The 19,713-nt window shown below is 41.7% G+C and carries 18 protein-coding genes; 13 read left to right on the top strand and 5 right to left on the bottom strand.

Going from position 1 to position 19,713, the window contains the following annotated elements; genetic code table 11:
- The first annotated feature begins 3 nt into the window (after positions 1–3).
- The gene (locus tag HYN49_RS03750; RefSeq protein ID WP_108902872.1) at positions 4–1,176 is read left to right on the top strand and encodes a hypothetical protein; all 1,173 of its coding nucleotides are present in this window, start codon (positions 4–6) and stop codon (positions 1,174–1,176) included.
- A 1-nt stretch (position 1,177) separates the two neighbouring features.
- A complete protein-coding gene (rffA, locus tag HYN49_RS03745; protein WP_108902871.1) occupies positions 1,178–2,302 on the top strand; it encodes a dTDP-4-amino-4,6-dideoxygalactose transaminase in 1,125 nt (374 codons plus the stop codon).
- 18 nt (positions 2,303–2,320) lie between these two features.
- Here rffA and HYN49_RS03740 read toward each other — a convergent pair whose 3' ends face one another.
- Positions 2,321–3,817, bottom strand: coding sequence for a glucosyltransferase domain-containing protein (locus HYN49_RS03740; RefSeq protein ID WP_108902870.1), 1,497 nt, complete (start codon positions 3,815–3,817; stop codon positions 2,321–2,323).
- A 108-nt stretch (positions 3,818–3,925) separates the two neighbouring features.
- Between HYN49_RS03740 and HYN49_RS03735 the strand changes: the two genes are divergently transcribed.
- The 5 genes from HYN49_RS03735 to HYN49_RS03715 all read left to right on the top strand — a co-directional run bounded on the left by HYN49_RS03735 (position 3,926) and on the right by HYN49_RS03715 (position 9,133).
- On the top strand, positions 3,926–4,465 hold the full coding sequence (locus HYN49_RS03735) for a hypothetical protein (RefSeq protein ID WP_108902869.1): 540 nt from the start codon (positions 3,926–3,928) through the stop codon (positions 4,463–4,465).
- A 77-nt stretch (positions 4,466–4,542) separates the two neighbouring features.
- Positions 4,543–5,820, top strand: a complete 1,278-nt coding sequence (locus HYN49_RS03730; protein WP_108902868.1) for an oligosaccharide flippase family protein — start codon at positions 4,543–4,545, stop codon at positions 5,818–5,820.
- Positions 5,821–5,842: 22 nt separating this feature from the next.
- The gene (locus tag HYN49_RS03725) at positions 5,843–6,766 is read left to right on the top strand and encodes a hypothetical protein (protein ID WP_108902867.1); all 924 of its coding nucleotides are present in this window, start codon (positions 5,843–5,845) and stop codon (positions 6,764–6,766) included.
- Between the two features lie 11 nt (positions 6,767–6,777).
- Positions 6,778–8,025, top strand: coding sequence for a hypothetical protein (locus HYN49_RS03720; RefSeq protein ID WP_146185048.1), 1,248 nt, complete (start codon positions 6,778–6,780; stop codon positions 8,023–8,025).
- Positions 8,012–9,133 (top strand): glycosyltransferase family 4 protein, encoded by a 1,122-nt coding sequence (locus tag HYN49_RS03715; RefSeq protein WP_108902865.1) that lies wholly within the window; start codon positions 8,012–8,014, stop codon positions 9,131–9,133. The genes HYN49_RS03720 and HYN49_RS03715 overlap by 14 nt, the downstream gene beginning before the upstream one ends.
- Here the strand turns inward: HYN49_RS03715 and HYN49_RS03710 are convergent.
- Positions 9,114–9,872, bottom strand: coding sequence for a 2OG-Fe(II) oxygenase (locus HYN49_RS03710; RefSeq protein WP_245892246.1), 759 nt, complete (start codon positions 9,870–9,872; stop codon positions 9,114–9,116). The two genes, HYN49_RS03715 and HYN49_RS03710, sit on opposite strands and share 20 nt — an antisense overlap.
- Positions 9,873–10,008: 136 nt before the next feature.
- Complete coding sequence (gene wecB, locus HYN49_RS03705; RefSeq protein WP_108902863.1) at positions 10,009–11,133, bottom strand: non-hydrolyzing UDP-N-acetylglucosamine 2-epimerase; 1,125 nt, start codon at positions 11,131–11,133, stop codon at positions 10,009–10,011.
- 165 nt (positions 11,134–11,298) lie between these two features.
- Here wecB and HYN49_RS03700 point away from each other — a divergent pair, with 165 nt between their 5' ends.
- From HYN49_RS03700 to HYN49_RS03680, 5 genes are read left to right on the top strand one after another with little or no spacing between them, the layout of a single operon-like run.
- Positions 11,299–12,405 carry a DUF1972 domain-containing protein gene (locus HYN49_RS03700; RefSeq protein ID WP_108902862.1) on the top strand — a complete coding sequence of 369 codons (1,107 nt, stop codon included), beginning with the start codon at positions 11,299–11,301 and terminating at the stop codon, positions 12,403–12,405.
- Positions 12,406–12,421: 16 nt separating this feature from the next.
- Positions 12,422–13,675, top strand: coding sequence for an O-antigen ligase family protein (locus tag HYN49_RS03695; RefSeq protein WP_181369002.1), 1,254 nt, complete (start codon positions 12,422–12,424; stop codon positions 13,673–13,675).
- A gap of 6 nt (positions 13,676–13,681) precedes the next feature.
- Complete coding sequence (locus tag HYN49_RS03690; RefSeq protein WP_108902860.1) at positions 13,682–14,665, top strand: UDP-glucuronic acid decarboxylase family protein; 984 nt, start codon at positions 13,682–13,684, stop codon at positions 14,663–14,665.
- A 1-nt stretch (position 14,666) separates the two neighbouring features.
- Positions 14,667–16,034, top strand: coding sequence for an undecaprenyl-phosphate glucose phosphotransferase (locus HYN49_RS03685; protein WP_108902859.1), 1,368 nt, complete (start codon positions 14,667–14,669; stop codon positions 16,032–16,034).
- Positions 15,997–16,806, top strand: a complete 810-nt coding sequence (locus HYN49_RS03680; RefSeq protein ID WP_317045868.1) for a glycosyltransferase family 2 protein — start codon at positions 15,997–15,999, stop codon at positions 16,804–16,806. Before HYN49_RS03685 ends, HYN49_RS03680 begins: the two co-directional genes overlap by 38 nt.
- On the opposite strand, the gene HYN49_RS03675 is transcribed toward HYN49_RS03680, so the two are convergent.
- Positions 16,801–18,066 carry a phenylacetate--CoA ligase family protein gene (locus HYN49_RS03675; protein ID WP_108904942.1) on the bottom strand — a complete coding sequence of 422 codons (1,266 nt, stop codon included), beginning with the start codon at positions 18,064–18,066 and terminating at the stop codon, positions 16,801–16,803. The genes HYN49_RS03680 and HYN49_RS03675 overlap by 6 nt on opposite strands.
- A gap of 122 nt (positions 18,067–18,188) precedes the next feature.
- Here HYN49_RS03675 and purD point away from each other — a divergent pair, with 122 nt between their 5' ends.
- The gene (purD, locus tag HYN49_RS03670) at positions 18,189–19,466 is read left to right on the top strand and encodes a phosphoribosylamine--glycine ligase (RefSeq protein ID WP_108902857.1); all 1,278 of its coding nucleotides are present in this window, start codon (positions 18,189–18,191) and stop codon (positions 19,464–19,466) included.
- Here the strand turns inward: purD and HYN49_RS03665 are convergent.
- Positions 19,455–19,700: a DUF6341 family protein gene (locus HYN49_RS03665; protein WP_108904941.1), complete on the bottom strand. Its 246-nt coding sequence runs from the start codon at positions 19,698–19,700 to the stop codon at positions 19,455–19,457. The genes purD and HYN49_RS03665 overlap by 12 nt on opposite strands.
- Positions 19,701–19,713 lie beyond the last annotated feature (13 nt).

The following is a 19,713-nucleotide window of genomic DNA, read 5'->3' as shown; positions in this document are numbered from 1 at the left end:
GGCATGAAATTTTTTAGTAAAAACCATGGAGTTTTCGAGTTGATACTTGTGGTGCTTTTGATATCGATCTTCAATCATTTGACATACGTCGTTGCCACGGACATCCAATTGCATGCCCAATTTATAAAAAGTTATACCGATGGACAGATGCCGTTTCAGGTAAACTTTTTATATTATTTTACGGTATATGCTTTGAGTTTTTATTCAAAAGACCTGATTCTATTACTGTTTGTATCTATTTATGTATTGGCGGCAATTTCGTATTTAAAGTATTATGTTGCCAAAAAAATCATCCATTCTGAGATTGGGACGATTGCCAAAAAACCCATTATCGTCTCTTCATTAGCTGCGTTTTTACTGCTGGTTTGTTTTAGCCTGCCTTCAATTTTATATCTTGATAACATCTATTACCTGGCAAATTTCCCGGCGAATATCTGGCATAATTCTACGATTATATTTGCCATGCCATTTGTGATATTGTTGTTTTGGAATTCGTTACAGCAAATTTCAGACTATAAACCCACACGCACGCTTGTCATCATATTGCTGATTGCGGTCAATATTGTAATCAAACCCAGTTTTATATTTGTATATGTGGTAGCATATCCGCTGCTCAACTTCCTGAAGTATAAATTCAGCAGGCAGTTTTGGATCAACATCATTCCTGTTTTTGTGGCCTTTTTCTTTGTCATCCTGCAATATTATTATGTTTTTATTTCTGCTGAGACCGTGGCAAAACAATCGTCAGTAAAGATCGATTTCTTTAACGTTCTGGCACATTGGACCGGATCCACGCATTGGTATCAGATTTTGCTTATTGTAGTCAGTACAATCATCTCAAGTTATTTGTTCCCGATTGTGTTTTTGGCAAAAAACAGGCGACTTTTGAAGCAGGATATGGTTTTTTTTGCTGTTTTATGCACGGTTGTCGGCTTGCTGATCTTTTATGCCTTGAGCGAAACGGGCGAAAGGGAATTCGACGGTAATTTTATATGGCAAACCTTTATGTGCAGTTTCTTACTGTTTTTCGTTTGCATCATTCAGTTACTGAAATCCATTTTCACCAATCCGCTTGGCTGGCGCGCTCATAAAATAGAGATTGTTGCTTTTTTACTCCATTTGATATCGGGGATTTATTATTTTTATCGACTAACATTTTTAGACACTTATAATTAAAATGCTGCCATTTAATAAACCGTACTTTACCGGAAACGAAACAAAATATATTGAAGACGCTGTAAGCTCAGGAAAAATTTCAGGCAATGGCGATTATACCAAAAAATGCCAGGCTTTTTTCGAGCAGCATTATGGCTTCAAAAAATGCTTGCTGACCACGTCGTGTACTGATGCACTTGAAATGGCAGCGATATTAATCGATATTCAGCCGGGTGATGAGGTAATTATGCCAAGTTATACGTTTGTTTCCACAGCAAATGCCTTTGTGCTGAGAGGTGCTAAGATTGTTTTCGCTGACAGCCGCAAAGACCATCCCAATATGGATGAAAATGCGATTGAAGGATTGATCACGACAAAAACAAAAGCCATTGTGCCTGTCCATTATGCCGGTGTTGCCTGCGAAATGGATACCATCATGGAAATCGCAAAAAAGCATAACATTTACGTCATAGAAGATGCAGCTCAGGCAATCGACAGTTATTACATTGGAAAGGACAACATCCGAAGACCCCTTGGATCCATTGGCCACATGGCGGCTTTTTCGTTTCATGAAACCAAGAATATCATTTCAGGGGAAGGTGGGTTATTGGCCATAAATGATGAGGAATTTATAAACAGGGCCGAAATAATTTGGGAAAAAGGAACTAACCGATCCTCCTTTTTCAGGGGCGAAGTTGATAAGTACGGCTGGGTAGATATCGGAAGTTCCTTTCTGCCATCAGAAATCATAGCGGCTTTCTTATGGGCGCAACTGGAAAACTTAAAGCAGATTCAAACCGTCCGGAAAAACCATTGGGAAGGCTATTTCGATAAACTAAGCGATTGGGCCGGTGCAAATCAGATAGAATTGCCTAAGGTTCCGGAATATGCTACCAATAATGGGCATATGTTTTACCTGGTTTGCAACAGTTTGGAACAAAGGACAAAATTGCTGGGTTATCTGAAGCAAAATAGGATATTGGCTGTTTTCCATTACATAAGCCTCCACACAAGCCCGTTTTATGCGCCAAAGCATGAAGGTGGCGAATTGCCTGAGACAGATAGATTTACGGACACCCTGGTGCGGCTGCCGCTCTTTTATGAGTTGAATCCCGATGAAGTAATCGAAGCGCTCTTAAAATTTTAAAAGTCATCATAACCCGGATTATTCGATATTAAGCGGAGATCCTTTTTCGTTTCCTAACTTCACCACTACGATGTTGTTGAACATCTTAACGGATTCATGGTTTGGCCAGATTGGCATTTTAGCTATAGAATCCTTTACGGAGTTAAACTGCTCTTTTGTATCAATCATCCTGTACTCCGCGACATCCGCTTCCCTGAAGAAATTCGTGATGCGGTAATTATTCCCATTATCCCATACAAAGATTGAACCACTGAAAATCTCTGAATTTTTCAATTGGAATTTCTGGTAATTGTCAAACGGGAAGTGCCCGTAAAAATAAACATACTTATCCGAAGAAGAGAAATCAGGGTATTTCGACTGGATTGTAAAATCGATTTTTTCCGCAATTTTTTTATCGTATTTATATATTTTATGAACAGCATTAAAGAGGTTTGTCACAAAGTAAAAATTTACGAGTACGATTACGGTCAAAACGGTTTTGGTAATCATCCTGGTGCTTATATTAAAATGATCTGCGACGAATACTATAAGAAATGCGAAGACAAGGTTGGATGTCAGGTATAAGCGCGGAGGATGGTATCCATTCGTAATGATGGAAGACATCATAAAAGGAAGCATCAGAATCACCAGAAGCGTGACGAAGCGAACGGCAATATGTTTTTTTGCGATAAAAAAGTACACCAATAAACACAATCCCGACAAGGTTGCCACAGTAAAAAGCTTTTCGCCATAGTAAAATGCCCCGAGAAGGTTTTTCCCCCAAATGGAGCAAAAGTTCAGAAACCGGTTATCAGTCGAACCTTCTGAAACAAACGAGGTGAGGTATCCGCCTTGCTGGATAGGGCAAATGATCTTCACCGATATGTAATATAATAATAACGCAACGATCAGGATACCGCCAAAAAGCAGTATATTTTTAATCTCTGACTTTAAGCTGAATGTATCCTTAAAGGAATTTTGGAAAAATAAAATGGCATATATCGCCGTAGGAACCAATATAAATGCCTGGTACATTGACAGTGTAAACATCAGCAGCAAGGCAACTGATAAAAAAAGCAGTACTTTCTTTTTCGGTGATGGCGTTTCAATTCCTTTCTGAAATAACTCCACAGCAAAAACAGACAGTAAGACGCCAAGCGCAGCAATATCGGCCATCATTCCAAAAACAACCTGATAGGAGATTTGTGGAAAAGTCACAAACAAGGCACAAAAAAACAAAGCGGAATACCCCTGGAATTTAAACAAATTGGTTAAGCGAACAGCCGCAATGCTGAATAAGAACAGGCTTAACGCAAGCGAAAAATATTGTAAATGCCCTTTGAATAAGTGATACACGATCAGGTTTTGCCCCCATCTTCCTAAATCCAGTCCGTAATCGGGCAAAATAGGAATCTCATTATCAATACTTACAGTAAAATTCGTAAGGGCAAATCCGTACGTGAGGATGGCTAATAAAAAAGAAAAAACAAATAATTTGTACGTGTTGTAAGTGCTGATATTATTGGAGTTTAACATAAAAATATTAAATAAGGAAAAGGATTAATTATATTTGTTTATTAAAAAAATAATCATTTAGTTTGCAAAATAAAGCAAATAAATTGTAACTCTCTAATCGAAAACCACATGAAAGCCGGATTTTATTGTATATTATCTCTTTTTATTTTAACTGTTGTAGGCTGCAAAGACAAGCCAGATGGACCTGATGGAAATCAAGCTCCTGAAGTTGAGGCCGATGTGTTTAAGGTGGTGATTAATGCCGTCGTAAAAAAGAACGACGACTTTTGTGTATTATATACTCAAAACGGATCACTGGAATTTAACGAAGGGACCTGGAAAGGCGTTACAGGAATGGAAAATGAGCAAGCCATCGAGATTGCTTTACCGGCAAATGTATACCCAACGCAATTGAGACTGGATTTAGGAAAAGGCCAGGAACAGGATGACATGGTAATCAAATCTGTTAAATTTGAATATGCAGGTAAAACCAGAGAATTAAAAGGTGCGGAATTGGGATTGTTCTTCAGGCCAGATCCATCAAAATGTACATTTGATTCTTCAACCGGCGTGATCAAAGCTTTAGTGAAAGACGGAAAAAAACAAACGCCTTCCTTATATCCTAATGAGGCTATAATGGCAGCAGAATTGCCTAAACTGGCGATGTAAATCTTAAATATATCTTTCGAAAGCCATAGTATTCTATGGCTTTTGTTTTTTATATTATTCAAATTCGGTGTTAACCAATGATAAAAGAAAAACTACTTTCTGTACTTTATAAGAAAAAGACAAAAGACTTTTTTGTATACGGAATCGGACAGGTTGTAAATATTCTGACACCATTATTGATTACCCCATACCTGTTGTTTGTGTGCGGATTTGAAAAACTCGGCGTGATTGCCATGGGCCAGGCGTTCGCATACATCCTCATTGTAGTGGTTGATTACAGTTCCTACATCGTGGGCGTTCGCGAAACGTCTATCAACAGGGATGACCATGCCGCACTTCAGGACATCTTTAAAACCAATTATGCGGCAAAGTTCCTGCTGTTGTTGCTGGTGTGCCTGATTACGTTTTTACTAACGGTATTTGTGCCTTACTTTCGTGAAAACATGGTCGTTTTTTATCTGAGCTTAAGCATCATTGTGGGCCAGTTTATCAACCCGACGTGGTTTCTGCAGGGCATTGAAAACTTCTTATGGATCACAATAATCAATGTCATCTCAAAAGCAATAAACGTTATAGGAGTGATTTTGCTTATTACCTCCGCAGACGATTACATTTACGCCAATCTGTTACTTGGCGGCGGGGCTATCGTAGCCAACCTGATAGGGTTCCTGTGGTTGGTGAAAAAATATAAATTTTCCTTCAGGGATTTTTCTTCAGTTGCCATTGCGGATTTGTTAAGGAATAATTTTCCGTTTTGCGTTTCCCAGCTGTTTTTTGCGATAAGGAATTATTCTTCAGTAATGATCATTGGTTTCTTTGCCGGAAATTATGTGGCGGGACAATTCAAGGTCATCGAGCAGATTGTCAATCTTTTCCGGACTTATTTACAGATGTTCTTTAAGTTTTCCTACAGCTATATTTGTTTTGAAATCGACAGGAATCTGAAAAAAGGCATACATTTGTGGAAGAAACTAAACGGGCTCAATACCATTTTCCTTATCGTGTTGCTGACTGTGGTTTTCTTTTTTTCAGACCTGGTGCTGAGGTTTTTCAAAGTCGACAAAACAATGCTCCTGGAATTCGTCAGCTACCTGCACATCGGATTATTGATCCCACTGCTCATAGGCGTGACATTGCCCATGGAACAGCTTTTATTCAGCCTGAACAAAAATCGCTATTATATCAGCATTACGATTGCATCAACGATCCTGAATGCCGTAGGTATAACAATTGCAATGACCTATTTTGCATTAAGGGAAGCCTTTTTTGTGCTGATTATAACCGAGCTTTGTTTGATATGTATATATTTACTGATATTAAAACCTTATTTTGCGGTATCTGATCCGAAGCACTAAATAAAATACTTTAAAATTCCGAATGAGTTTCATTAAGCTACTTTATAAGAAGATTTACCAAAAACTTAATTATGATGTCCAGAAGGCACTGTTGTTAAACGGCAAAATCTTATCAAACCAAAACAACCAGAAACAACAAATCAAATCCCTGGATGAGGTTGAATTCCAGGTTTTTTCACAACGCGGCGAAGATGGAATCATCCAATATATTATCAATAAGATTGAAATTCCAAACAAGATTTTTGTTGAATTCGGCGTAGAAACTTATACCGAATCCAATACAAGATTCCTGCTTTTTAACGATAATTGGTCAGGACTTGTCATAGATGGTTCAGAAAAAAATGTGGACTTCATAAAAAAAGACCTGGTGTATTGGAAGTATGACCTTGTTGCCGTAAACAGTTTTATTACTAAAGAAAACATCAATAAGCTGATTGGCAACTACACTTCTGTTAAAGATATCGGGCTGCTGAGTGTCGATATCGATGGCAATGACTACTGGGTTTGGGAGCAGATTGATTGTATCAATCCACGAATAGTGGTATGTGAATACAATTCGGCATTTGGGAGCAAAAAGAAAGTTACGGTACCCTATAAGCAGGATTTTGTCCGCAGCAAAGAACACTACTCCGAACTCTATTTCGGCGCGTCGCTTGCTGCATTTTGTGATTTAGCCGATAAGAAAGGCTACGACTTCATCGGAACAACACGGGCAGGTGTAAATGCTTATTTTGTAAGGAAAGATCTTTCGGCGCCGTTTTTGAAATACAATCCGGAAACCGGCTTCAATGAATCGGCCAACAGGGATTCGAAAAATGAGAAAGGGGAACTGCTCTTTTTAAGGCACCACGAAAGGCTGAAGATGATTGAAGACCTACCGGTCTTTGACATTGAAAAGCAGCAGCTCACTAAAATCAAGGACATCAACTGGTCCCAAGATAAATAAGCTGGTAAGCCATGATATCCATCCGCAAAAGTACATTCCACAAGTCCTTATTAATCGCATCAGTGCTGGTGTTGCTGTTGACGAGTTATGAAATAACATTCCTCGTATGGTCATTGTCGGCTTTTGTTTCATTGAGGAACCGCTACTCCGTGCAAATATCCAAACTGATCCTTGTATTTTCCGTGATTATGCTGATTGCGCTTTTCAGTTCTTTTTTCAGGGATTTCAGGGCTTATAATTTTTTCAGGGATGTTGCCTACCTGCTCAAACCGATCCTCGGACTGCTGGTAGGATATAATTTTTGCAAAAGCGTCGGAAAACAGGCCATTATCACCATAATCTATTCCGGTGTTGCCCTCGCGGCGATACACATAGCCACCGTAGGATTTTACTATGTGGTATTCGGGATAAGGAACATCAACGAACTGAGGCAATACGGGGGTTATTTCGACGATTATGAAATTTACATCCTGGTACTTCTCCTATTCTATAAGAAATTTGACATTGGGTTAAAACAGACCACGGTCTATCTATTCATAGCGGTTATTGCGTGTTCGTCGTTTTTATACCTCGCCAGGACGAACATCATACAGTTCCTGATCCTGGTCCTTGCCATGAAAGGACACTTGAGGATGACAAAGCGGAGCCTCGGGATATTGGGCGCGTTCATCATCATCTCAAGCCTGTCCTATACCGCTATTTACTATTCTTATCCACAACGGAATGCACAAGGCCTTGAAGCTTTTTTCTACAAGATAAAAATTGCCCCGATTGAAGCATTTAAAACGCACATCAATGAAAACGACTGGAAAGAATTCAACGATAATTACCGGTCTTTTGAAAATATCATTACCGTAAAGCAGGTGACCGGCCATGGCTGGTTTACCATAATTTTTGGTGAAGGAATGGGCTCTACAATTGATATTGGCAGGGAAATGTGGACCAACGACGGGGAATACATCCGCTATGTCCCGGCATTGCATAATTCCTATATGACGATTTTCCTTAAATCAGGGCTTTTAGGGGTTTTGCTTTTGATTTACAGCATGCGCCTCGTCTATAAGCATCCAAAGGCAAACAGCGACATTATCCGCAATATCAATTACCTGTTAGTAGGAAGTGCAGTCTTCCTGATATTATCTAATTGGGTTTTTATGGGTTTTTACCTGAAACTGGATAATAAATCCATTTTTATCGGTTTTTTACTATGCTATAAAGAGCTGCTTTTAAAAGAACAGGAACAGTATGAAAACACCTAAGAGGCTCCGCATATTTGTGGATTGCCATGTTTTCGACAAAGGATTTCAGGGCACCAGGACATACATTCAGGGATTATACCTGGAACTGATCAAAGACAATTCGAGGCATTTTTTCCTTGCGGCTTCAGACACTGGCAATCTGCAGGACATCTTCGGAAAGGCAGAAAACATTACCTACCTGAAATACAAATCATCAAAAGCCTTATCGAGGCTGGGTATTGAAATACCCCGTATGATAAGGAAAAATCAAATTGATTTCGCACATTTCCAATACCGGGTGCCACCCGTAAAGCTTTGCAGGTACATCGTCACCATACATGATGTGCTTTTTGAAGATTTCCCGGAAGATTTCCCAAAACTCAACCGGCTTCAAAGCTTCCTTACCTATAAGGCAAGCGCACGAATGTCGGATATTGTCCTGACTGTTTCGGACTATTCAAAAAAGCAGATAGAACGTCACCTGAAAGTAAAAAGGGTATGGGTAACGCCGAATGCAGTGGAAGACGTTTTTTTTGAGCCGTATGACAAAGCTGGCGTAACCGCTGCAGTATCAGGGAAATTCGGGATATCGTCGCGGTATATCATCTACGTCAGCCGTTGGGAACCCAGAAAAAACCATCATCTGTTGCTGGAACAATTCGTTAACCTGGGATTGTTCCGCGATTTTAACCTGGTCTTTATTGGCGACACTACTTTTCATAATAAGAAATACGATCAGCTTTTCGACAGCCTTGATGACGATGTTAAACGGAAGATTTTCAGTTTCCAGAAAGTAAGCTTTCCGGACATGTTGCTGCTTTTAAGGGGTGCGGCAATCGCAGTATATCCTTCAAGAGCAGAGGGATTCGGTATTCCGCCACTTGAATCGGTTGCTGCAAGGATACCCACAATCACATCGAATCTTACCGCGATGGCGGATTTTGATTTCCTGGAAGATGTTTCTTTCGATCCTGCCAACCCAAAAGACTTTGAGGAAAAACTGGTATACGTTACAAGCGGCCATGCCGATTACGGATTTGAGGGGAAGATTGCGGCCTTGAAGCAAAAGTACAACTGGCCGTTGGCTGCGGCTGTATACAATCAGGCGATTACTGATTTTTTGCAGTAGCGCTTCCGAAGAATTTGTTTTTTGTCTTTACCAGAAAGTTATAGTTTTTAGCGAATTGCTTTTTCCAGAACGACGCATTTTCTTTAGGAAACCAGTCAGTTGTCCTGGGCGTTTCTATCAGGCGTTCATGCACCTGGTAAGCATAAGTTGCTATGGAAGTACGGTACCGGCCCTCCGGGAAATTGGTCATATCATAACCATGCAGGGTATATGGCGCACACTGCTGAATGATCAGCCTGTTGAAAGGCACGTCGAGCTCTGCTTCGTCATTTGTCCTTAAATCCTTAATCTTGAGCTGGCCTTTGTATTCAGGTTTCCAATCTTTATTGAGGTACAAAAGCAGGTTCAGTTCGCGATACCAGTTTTTGTTTAACGGATGGTAATTAAAATCGAGGTGCATATCCAGGAAGCTGTTCTTTTTACCCTGGTGCAGCCCGCCTCCGAAATTTTTTGGGTCAACGAAAGTTTTTTTAGCAGTAATGAAAGCAAGGATCCGGTTGAATCTTTCCGAAGACAGGTCATTGTATAACTCCATAAACTCAGGACAGATTTCCCTGTAATTTGACTTTTCGAATTTGTTGTTCGCAAAAGCATAATCGCGGCTCTTATTATTGAGTTCGGGAACATTGCTGTAAGCTTTTAACAGCTTTTCCTCATCACAGAAATTATCAATCAACAAGTGCGGGAATGGTTGTGCGGATAAATACTGGATGCGCAATGTTTCCAGGTTTTTTTCCAAAAATTCAAAATTAATCATACTCTAAGAAGTATTATAGTTCCAGCAAAAGTAACAAAATAAAGAAATTAATCACACAGAATAATGCCAGGATAAGCGACAATTCATGTTAAAATTGCGGCAAAGGACGAAAAAAAACCTAGCCGCTGAAAGCGGTTTTAAACAATGCCACAATTTTACTGCCCGCATTGCCGTCGCCATAAGGGTTTGCTGAAGCTGTAAACGAATCATAATAGTACCTATCAGAAAGCAGCCGCGAGGTTTCAGCAATGATTTTTTCAACCGAAGATCCGGCCAAAACGGCATTTCCGGCAGTGATACCTTCAATCCGCTCGGTGACTTCCCTTAAAACAATCACCGGTTTCCCAAGGCTTGGCGCTTCCTCTTGTATGCCCCCTGAATCGGTGAGGATCATATAGGATTTGCTCATCATCCAGATCAGGTCAGGATAATCAAGCGGGGAGATGAGTTTTATATTCCTGGCCACGAGATGCTGGTGCGCTGCTTTTTGCACATTTGGGTTGGGATGTACAGGGTATACAATCTCCACATCGTCCTGGTGCTGTGCAGCAATGGTTAATAGTGCTTTACAGATTGATTCGAATGGCTGCCCAAAATTTTCCCGCCTGTGGCAGGTCACCAGGATGATTTTTTTGGTAAAATCAATGTTGTGGTATTTTTCAGAAAATGACGTATCGGGCATTTCACGCAGTTTTTCCAAACCCAGGAATAAGGCATCAATAACGGTGTTCCCCACTACATAAACGTTTTCCTTGATGTTTTCTGCAAATAAATTGGCTTTGGCATTTTCCGTAGGGCAGAGGTGTATGCTGGCCAGTTTTGATGTCAGTATCCTGTTCATTTCTTCAGGAAAGGGGGCATCCATGTTGCCACTCCGCAACCCTGCTTCGAGATGGACTACTTTTACTTTCTGATAAAAAGCGGCCAGCGATGCTGCAAGCACCGTTGTGGTATCGCCCTGGACCAATACAAAATCGAAAGACTCCTTTAATAAAATATCGTTGGTAATGTCGGCAATCAAACGGGAGGTTAAAGTGTGCAGCTTCTGGTCAGGCGACATGACATTGAGGTCGTAATCCACATTTATTTCAAAAAAATCCAAAACCTGGTCCAGCATTTCCCGATGCTGTGCCGTAACGCCAACCTTTATGCGGAACTCTGGATCGTTACTCAGGCAATGGATAAGCGGCGCCATTTTGATTGCTTCAGGCCTTGTCCCAAAAAGGAATAAAATGCTTTTCATCAGGAAATAATGATGTTATTTTAGAATTGTAAAACTACAATAAAACCATAATGGCCGGCCTATAAATTCCGGAAACTTAAAAAACCCGAGGCTATATTTTTTACGGTAACCGACGCTTAAGGTGAAAAAAATACTATTTTTGGCAACCGAAAAAGAAACTCACTAATGAAAATAGCCATACTCGGAACCCGCGGAATACCAAATTATTATGGTGGTTTCGAGCAATTTGCCGAATTTTTTTCAGTTTACCTCGCTGAAAAAGGGCACGAGGTGTATGTTTACAATTCGCACAACCACCCATTCCAGGAACCGGTTTTCCATCAGGTGAACATCATCCATAAAAATGACCCGGAGCATAAGTTAGGAACTTTCGGACAATTCATCTATGATTATAACTGCATCATGGATTCCCGTAAGCGCGGTTTTGACATCATCCTGCAACTTGGATATACCAGCAATTCCATTTGGTTTTTCCTTTTGCCCAAAAAGCCGGTAATCATCACCAATATGGATGGCATCGAATGGAAACGCTCCAAGTATTCCAGGCCGGTGCAGCAGTTCCTTAAATTTGCCGAAAGGCTTGCCGCCATCAGCAGTGATTTCCTGGTATCAGATTCGCTCGGGATAAAGGATTTCCTTAAAAAGCGCTACGGAAAGGATTCGACTTACATCGCTTATGGTGCGCATCCGTTTGAAAATCCTGATGCCTCGCTGTTGCAGCAATACCAGGTTGAAAGCGGCAAGTACAACATGATCATGGCGCGGTTCGAACCCGAGAACAACCTGGACATGGTGTTGGAAGGCGTGGTGTTGAGCGGTGACGTAACGCCGATTTTGGTTGTCGGCAAACATGAAACCAAATATGGGAAATACCTCAAGGATAAATTCCGCGAACATTCACACATCCGCTTTATGGGCGGAATCTATAACCTGGAACACCTCAATAACCTTCGGTTTTATTCCAACATTTACTTTCACGGGCATTCCGTGGGGGGAACAAATCCATCGTTGCTCGAGGCGATGGCATCCAGGGCATTCATTGCGGCACACAACAACAGTTTCAACCGCGGTGTGCTAGGGGAAAATGCAGTGTATTTTTCGAATCCGCAGGAAGTGAAAAATATCCTTCAGTCAATCAAAAAAAATGATAACTTGCAGTTGGTTCAGCATAATTTTGAATCCATAGTAAACGACTTTAACTGGGAAAAAATCAATGGCCAATACCTCCAATTATTCCACGAATGCTTTTCAGGAACTAAAAAACGAAACTAAGCGCAACCCGCCTTTTTTGTTCCTCATCCTTTCCCTGCTTTCCATTCCTATGCCGTATGCCGTAAACGGGATTGCCGTGGGGCTTTTCGCTCTGGTGACAATCATCTGCTGTAAAAAGGCCAATATCCGTATAGAAAGGGCGCTGGTTTATCCGGTTTTATTGTACCTGCTCATGGCCGCCTCCATCATCTGGAGCCACGATAAGGAAGCCACCACACGGGCCATATCCAAGGTCCTGCCGCTGTTGGTTTTGCCCGCCTGTTTTATCATAGGACCCAGGTATTCGCTGAACCAGAAGCGAAAAATCATGATGTTCTACAGTTATGGAATATTACTTTACTGTATATTTTACCTGGTAAAGGCATTGGTAAACTATATAGAAACCAATGATTTTTCAACGTTCTTTTATCATAAGCTGGTAACAGAGGATGTAAACGCGATACACGTATCGATTTACGCCGCGCTGGCATTTTTCTGGTTTTTCACAAAAAATGAAAAACGTACTTTTGATAAACTGGCTATGTTCTTGTTGGCCATTTTTATCGTTTTATTATCTTCGAAGAATGTCATCTTGATGCTGGTGGTACTCATGATCTTCTATGAGATTTTTTACTTCAAGGCCACACAGAAGATAAAATGGATTACGCTGGGACTCTTAGTGCTGCTATCGGCCACGATGCTGTTTTCCAGTAAGATCAGGGACAGGTTTCTTGTCGAGTTTAAATCGAACCAACAGGAAGGCACTATCAATACGGATTTTGGCCCCCAGGGTAAAGTGTATAACGTCAGCATCAAACAAGCGTGGGAAAAAGAGCATTTTGAGCAAAATGAATATTTCCCCGGAGCGGCTTTCCGGGTGTACCAATTCAGGATTTTTACTGAAATGCTTCATGAAGATGACATTTTTTTTACGGGTTACGGACTCAATGCGACCGATTTCAGGATTGAGCAGAAAGGATTGGAGCACACGGTTTTCTCAGGAAATGGGGAAAACGAAGGCTACCAGAAAAAGAATTTCCACAACCAATATGTACAGCTGTTTGCCGAAACAGGCGTTTTTGGATTCCTGCTGCTGCTTATCATCGTATTTGTGAATTTAAAAAACGCCTTTAAAACCAAAGATTTTGTGCATATTTCTTTCGCAATTCTAATGATAAGTTTATTTTTGACCGAATCATTCCTCGCAAGGCAAAGGGGTGTGGTGTTTTTTGCAGCGATCTATTGCCTTTTCAATTCAGGGATTGCGCTAAAATCCCGGGATAAAGAATAAAAAACTATGAAAAGAATACTCATTACCGGCGCGGCAGGTTTTTTAGGATCGCATCTTTGTGATCGTTTTATCTCAGAAGGATATTATGTCATTGGAATGGATAACCTGATTACCGGAGACCTTAAAAATATCCAGCATTTATTCGGTCATAAAGACTTTGAATTTTACCATCACGACATTACTAAATTCGTACACATTCCCGGGAGATTGGATTATATCCTGCATTTCGCCTCACCGGCAAGCCCGATCGATTACCTTAAGATTCCTATCCAGACGCTCAAAGTGGGTTCCTTAGGTACCCACAACCTCCTTGGATTGGCCAGGGTCAAGAAATCCAGGATTTTGATTGCGTCGACATCAGAAGTTTATGGGGATCCGCTGGTACATCCACAGACTGAGGATTATTACGGAAACGTTAATACCATTGGCCCGCGTGGCGTTTACGATGAAGCCAAGCGGTTCCAGGAATCCATCACGATGGCCTACCATACGTTCCATAATGTCGAAACACGGATCGTGAGGATTTTCAATACCTATGGACCACGGATGCGACTCAACGACGGGCGGGTTATCCCAGCGTTTATCGGGCAGGCATTGCGGGGCGAGGACCTGACCATTTTCGGTGATGGCATGCAGACGCGTTCCTTCTGTTATGTCGATGACCAGGTAGAGGGAATATACAGGCTGCTGCAGTCTGATTATGCACTTCCCGTGAATATCGGGAACCCGGATGAAATTACGATAAAGGATTTTGCCGAAGAAATCATAAAACTTACCGGTACAAAACAAAAAGTAGTGTACCATCCGCTGCCTGTAAATGATCCGCTGCAACGCCAGCCGGATATTTCGAAAGCCAAAGCCATTTTAGGTTGGGAACCTAAAGTAAACAGGGAAGAGGGTATGAAAATAACCTACGACTATTTTAAATCGTTATCTTCTGAAGAACTCCTTAAGGAAGAACACAAAGACTTTACGGGATTTATACATTAAAATGACCGCAGCCCACACAGGTAGATACTCAAAATACATACGCCCCATTAGTGTCGCTATCGACCTATTGGTCATCAATGTATTGTGCCTGTTTTTCTTCAGGGAACTGAATCTCAATACGCTGTATTATATTGCTTACCAGACACTGGGCTGGTTCATCATTTCGTATTTCGTAAAATTTTATGAAGTGTACCGTTTTACGACCCCGGTTGAAATCCTCTCAAGGCTGGTCAAACAGGGCGTCATATTTACCCTGATTGTCATTGCTTTTTTTCCGTTTTCGAAAAATGTCATTTTCAGCGGAAATGCGATTGCCATCTTCATGATCTGGAGCTTTGCACTGATTACAATATTCAAGTTCCTGCTTTTCTATTATCTGAAAAAATACAGGATTGTCACCGGAAGCAATTTCCGCAGCGCAGTAATCATTGGCTATACGCCAGAAGCCATACGGCTTAAGGAATTATTCGAGGTCAGGAATGATTACGGATACCGTTTTATGGGCTATTTTTCAGATAAGAAAACCAACCAGAACATCACCGGTAAAATCGACAACCTCAAAGGATTTGTGCTCGAGCATAACGTCGATGAAATTTATTGCTCACTGAACGAAATGAGCAACGAACAAGTAAGGGATATCGTGGACTTTGCCGATGAAAACAACAAAACGATCAAGTTTATCCCGGATTCAAAGGAAATTTTCTCAAAAAACCTGAAAATGGATTACTATGAGATGTTCCCGGTTTTATCGCTCAAAAAAACGATCCTGCATGATCCCGCAACCAAAATATTCAAAAGGGCTTTCGACATTGTTTTCTCCCTGTTCGTCATCCTGGGCCTGCTCTCGTGGCTCGTCCCGATTTTAGCGATCATCATCAAACTGGAATCCAAAGGGCCTGTATTCTTTAAGCAGGGAAGGCCGGGAATAGATGAAAAGGAATTTTTCTGCTACAAATTCCGCTCGATGAAAATCAACAAAACCACAGAAAGGGAAGCGTCTAAAAACGACCCGCGGGTGACCAAAATAGGGAAATTCATGCGCAAGACCAGCGTAGATGAAATGCCGCAGTTCCTCAATGTATTGCTCGGTGACATGTCGGTCGTAGGGCCAAGGCCACACCTTTGGTCACAAAATAAAGCATACGGGAACAAAATCAAGAAATACATGATGCGCCATTATGTTAAACCGGGCATTACCGGACTGGCTCAGGTTCGCGGCTTCCGTGGTGAAATCGAAACCGATGACGATATGATCAACAGGATTAAGTTTGACGTTTTTTATATCGAAAACTGGTCGCTGCTGCTGGATTTGAAAATTATCGTGCAAACTGTTGTCAACATCTTCAAAGGAGAAGATAAAGCCTATTAAGATGGAAAGGCCGGTCGTCAGCATCATCACGCCATCTTACAATTCCGCTTCGTTTATTACCCAAACCATACGCTCTGTCCAGGAACAGACCTTTTTGCATTGGGAGCTGCTGATTACCGATGATTGCTCCACGGACGACACGGTGGAAATCATCAACGCTTTCATAAAAGCAGACAGCCGGATAAAGCTTTTTACGCTTCCGCAGAATGCAGGGCCGGGTGTGGCCCGAAACCATTCCCTGAACCATGCGGCCGGAAAATACATCGCCTTCCTTGATTCCGATGACCTCTGGAAACCTGAAAAACTGGAAAAGCAAATCCGTTTCATGGCGCAATCGGGCCAGCATTTCACTTTCACTTTTTATGATTGCATGGATGAAAACGGCGATTTGATGAACCAACGTGTCGAAGCCCCGGAAACATTGTCTTACAAGCAGCTTTTCTTTTGCAATTACGTCGGCAACCTGACCGGGATTTACGACAGCGATTATTTCGGCAAAATCCCCGTTTCATCCATAAAAAAACGGCAGGACTGGATCGTATGGCTCACCATCCTCAAAAAGCTGAAGTATGCGAAACCTGTTCCGGAAAGCCTTGCTGTATACAGGATCAGGACAAAATCGGTGTCGTCTTCAAAAATGAATTTACTGCAATACAATTATGCCGTATACCGAGACTTCCATCGGTTGAATGTCATCGCGGCATTAGCCTGCATGGCGATTTTCCTGGTGGTACAGCTGTTGGTCAAGCCGCGTTACGTCAAAAAGTCATAGCAAGCTGCGGAATTGTTTGAGTTTCCCCCGATTGCTGCGTTCCAGTGTCGTTTTCCTGTTGAAGGTAAAATGCAATCCGGGTTCGAGATATTGTGCGATGGCTGCTTCAATTTTTGCAATCTGTTCAGGAGCCAGTATTTTTTCGCTGACGTAATCAATTTCAAAAGTATCTTTTTTGGTTTGGATGATGATGAATTCCTTGACATTACCGTCATCTTCGATAATGCTTTTGGTGACATAATAAAATGTCAGTCCCGGGGATTTTTTGCCGCTTGGCAATAACGCAATATCATTTGTACGGCCAACGAGTTTTTTGAGTAAAGGTTTTTTCAGCGTACTTTTTTCATCCAGGATCCCGATATCGCCTATATCATAACGGATAAACGGATGCGCCTTATTGAACAGCGACGTGATGACGATGCGTCCTTCTTCTCCGTAAGGCAGGACATTATTATGCTCGTCCAGGATTTCGACAAAAAGCGTCTCGGCGTTCACCTGCCACTCGTCCTGCGGATTCTGGAAAGCAATCAAATCCAGTTCCGAAGCCCCGTATTCATTGACAACCGGACACCCAAATTGTGTTTCCAACAGGTTTTTATCATCGTCAAAAAGCATTTCAGAAGTCACCATGCAGACTTTCAACGTTGGGCAAATGTCTTTTAAAAGGATGTTTTTGCGTTTCAGAAATTTGGCGAACAAAACGATTGAACTCGTATATCCATTGATGTAGTCGAATTTTTTGGTGCGGAAATGCTTCAGAAAATCGTCAAGCACTTTATCCGAAAGGTCAAAAATCGGGAAACGGTAACGGTGCGCCAGCCAATCTTTAAGCCGCTCTTTTTTATAGCCCATAAAGTCAAGCGGAATACCATAAAACCTTGCCTGTAGCGCCTCGTTGAAATCGATGCCATACCATCCGAAACGGTAAATATTGGAAGCCCAGGTCAGTGCGTGGCTGTATTTGTCCTTTGCAAAAATAAAAGGGTCGCCCGAGGAACCGGAAGTCTTGTTGATGTAAACTTTTGTTTCTGGGAAACCCTCAGAAAGCCTTTGTTGTAAAGGGACCTGAAGATTTTTCTTTGTAAGCACCGGCAGATTTTTCCACCAAGTATATTCTGCGGAAGTGTTTAAATTCCGGTAAAAAGCATTGTGCTTTAAATGGAATTCTGCAATATCCCTTTTTTTATTTTCAATGAAAGCATGATGCTGTTCGTCGTTCAGGCGGATGATTTTATCCAATTCGGCCTTTGCTTCCTTCATCGGGAAACCGTTCAGTTTTAAGGTAAGGTCGAATAACTTCAAGCGGCGGGGTTTTCAACAAATATATTATTTTTTGAGCGTAAAACAGCCTATTTTTGCGGCACACAACTAAACACAATATTATGACGATTTTACTTTTAGGTTCCGGCGGAAGAGAACACGCACTGGCATGGAAAATGCTTCAAAGCCCTTTATGCGATGCGCTTTTTGTGGCGCCGGGAAATGCCGGAACCGCTTCGATTGCGAAGAACGTTTCGATAAACCCGACAGATTTCGAAGCCATCAAAAACTTTGTGCTCCAGGAAGATGTGGACATGGTCGTGGTAGGTCCCGAAGACCCTTTGGTGCACGGTATTTTTGATTTTTTCCGTGATGATAAAGCATTGGAACATATACCGGTGATCGGGCCGTCGAAAATCGGCGCGCAACTCGAAGGCAGTAAGGAATTTGCGAAGGAGTTTTTAGTGAAACACAACATCCCAACCGCTGCTTATGAAAGCTTTACTGCTGAAACCGTGGCGCAAGGATGGGAATTCCTCGAAACTTTGCAGCCGCCATATGTTTTAAAAGCCGACGGACTGGCAGCAGGAAAAGGCGTTTTAATCATCCATGATCTTGCTGAAGCCAAAAGGGAACTGCACAACATGCTTGTCGATAAAAAGTTCGGGAACGCCAGTACGAAAGTCGTGATTGAGGAATTCCTGGATGGCATCGAGCTGAGTTGCTTTGTAATCACCGACGGCAAAAATTATAAGATCCTGCCCACCGCAAAAGATTACAAACGTATCGGGGAGGGCGACACCGGATTGAATACGGGTGGAATGGGCGCAGTGTCACCGGTTCCTTTTGCCGATGCGGTATTATTGGAAAAAATAGAAACACACATTGTTAAGCCTACGATTGCTGGGCTACAGGAAGATGACATCCCATATAAGGGTTTTGTATTTATCGGATTGATCAATGTGAAAGGCGAGCCCATGGTGATTGAATACAATGTGCGTATGGGCGATCCGGAAACGGAAGTCGTCATCCCGAGGCTGAAATCCGATCTGGTGGCTATGTTTACTGCTGTGGCGAACCAGCAGCTTGAGGATTTCCCTTTGGAGATTGACGAGCGCAGCGCCACGACCATTATGGTCGTTTCCGGCGGTTATCCTGAAGATTACGAGAAAGGAAAAATCATCAGCGGGTTGGAAATGATTGAGGATTCGATTGTTTTCCATGCAGGAACAGCTGAGAAAAACGGGGAAGTGGTTACCAACGGAGGACGTGTCCTTGCGATTACATCTTACGGCGACAACTTCGATGAGGCCATAAAAAAATCTTACCAAAATATAGCGAAACTACATTTTGATAAGATGTATTATAGGAAGGATATCGGTTTCGACTTATTTGTTTAAGAACGAATGCGCGGTAGTATCCTGGTTTTCTTCTCCGTTTTCTTTGTGAAGCTGTAATTGTTTAATCCAGTAAACAGTATAGTAAGCACAAATTCCCATAAGGATCCAGCTCACGCCGTTCGAAATCCACCAACCATACCAGCTTTTCAATTCCAAATGCCTCAAAAGGTCAAGCGGTTTGAAAAGGATGTCCACAAAAAGGAACTGGATGGCTTCAAAAAATGCTTTAAACATGGTTTCAAGTATT

The sequence above is a fragment of the Flavobacterium pallidum genome (assembly GCF_003097535.1).
In the GTDB taxonomy this organism is placed as follows: domain Bacteria; phylum Bacteroidota; class Bacteroidia; order Flavobacteriales; family Flavobacteriaceae; genus Flavobacterium; species Flavobacterium pallidum.
Note: the sequence above shows the minus strand (reverse complement) of the source record. Positions and strands in the feature narration are given on the sequence as shown.

Coding starts and splice junctions, on each gene's coding strand:
- HYN49_RS03725 (WP_108902867.1), top strand. CDS start 5,843: ATGAGTTTCATTAAGCTACTTTATAAGAAGATTTACCAAAAACTTAAT.
- HYN49_RS03690 (WP_108902860.1), top strand. CDS start 13,682: ATGAAAAGAATACTCATTACCGGCGCGGCAGGTTTTTTAGGATCGCAT.
- wecB (WP_108902863.1), bottom strand. CDS start 11,133: ATGAAAAGCATTTTATTCCTTTTTGGGACAAGGCCTGAAGCAATCAAA.
- HYN49_RS03720 (WP_146185048.1), top strand. CDS start 6,778: ATGATATCCATCCGCAAAAGTACATTCCACAAGTCCTTATTAATCGCA.
- HYN49_RS03675 (WP_108904942.1), bottom strand. CDS start 18,066: ATGAAGGAAGCAAAGGCCGAATTGGATAAAATCATCCGCCTGAACGAC.
- HYN49_RS03730 (WP_108902868.1), top strand. CDS start 4,543: ATGATAAAAGAAAAACTACTTTCTGTACTTTATAAGAAAAAGACAAAA.
- HYN49_RS03735 (WP_108902869.1), top strand. CDS start 3,926: ATGAAAGCCGGATTTTATTGTATATTATCTCTTTTTATTTTAACTGTT.
- HYN49_RS03750 (WP_108902872.1), top strand. CDS start 4: ATGAAATTTTTTAGTAAAAACCATGGAGTTTTCGAGTTGATACTTGTG.
- HYN49_RS03665 (WP_108904941.1), bottom strand. CDS start 19,700: ATGTTTAAAGCATTTTTTGAAGCCATCCAGTTCCTTTTTGTGGACATC.
- rffA (WP_108902871.1), top strand. CDS start 1,178: ATGCTGCCATTTAATAAACCGTACTTTACCGGAAACGAAACAAAATAT.
- HYN49_RS03715 (WP_108902865.1), top strand. CDS start 8,012: ATGAAAACACCTAAGAGGCTCCGCATATTTGTGGATTGCCATGTTTTC.
- HYN49_RS03685 (WP_108902859.1), top strand. CDS start 14,667: ATGACCGCAGCCCACACAGGTAGATACTCAAAATACATACGCCCCATT.
- purD (WP_108902857.1), top strand. CDS start 18,189: ATGACGATTTTACTTTTAGGTTCCGGCGGAAGAGAACACGCACTGGCA.
- HYN49_RS03740 (WP_108902870.1), bottom strand. CDS start 3,817: ATGTTAAACTCCAATAATATCAGCACTTACAACACGTACAAATTATTT.
- HYN49_RS03700 (WP_108902862.1), top strand. CDS start 11,299: ATGAAAATAGCCATACTCGGAACCCGCGGAATACCAAATTATTATGGT.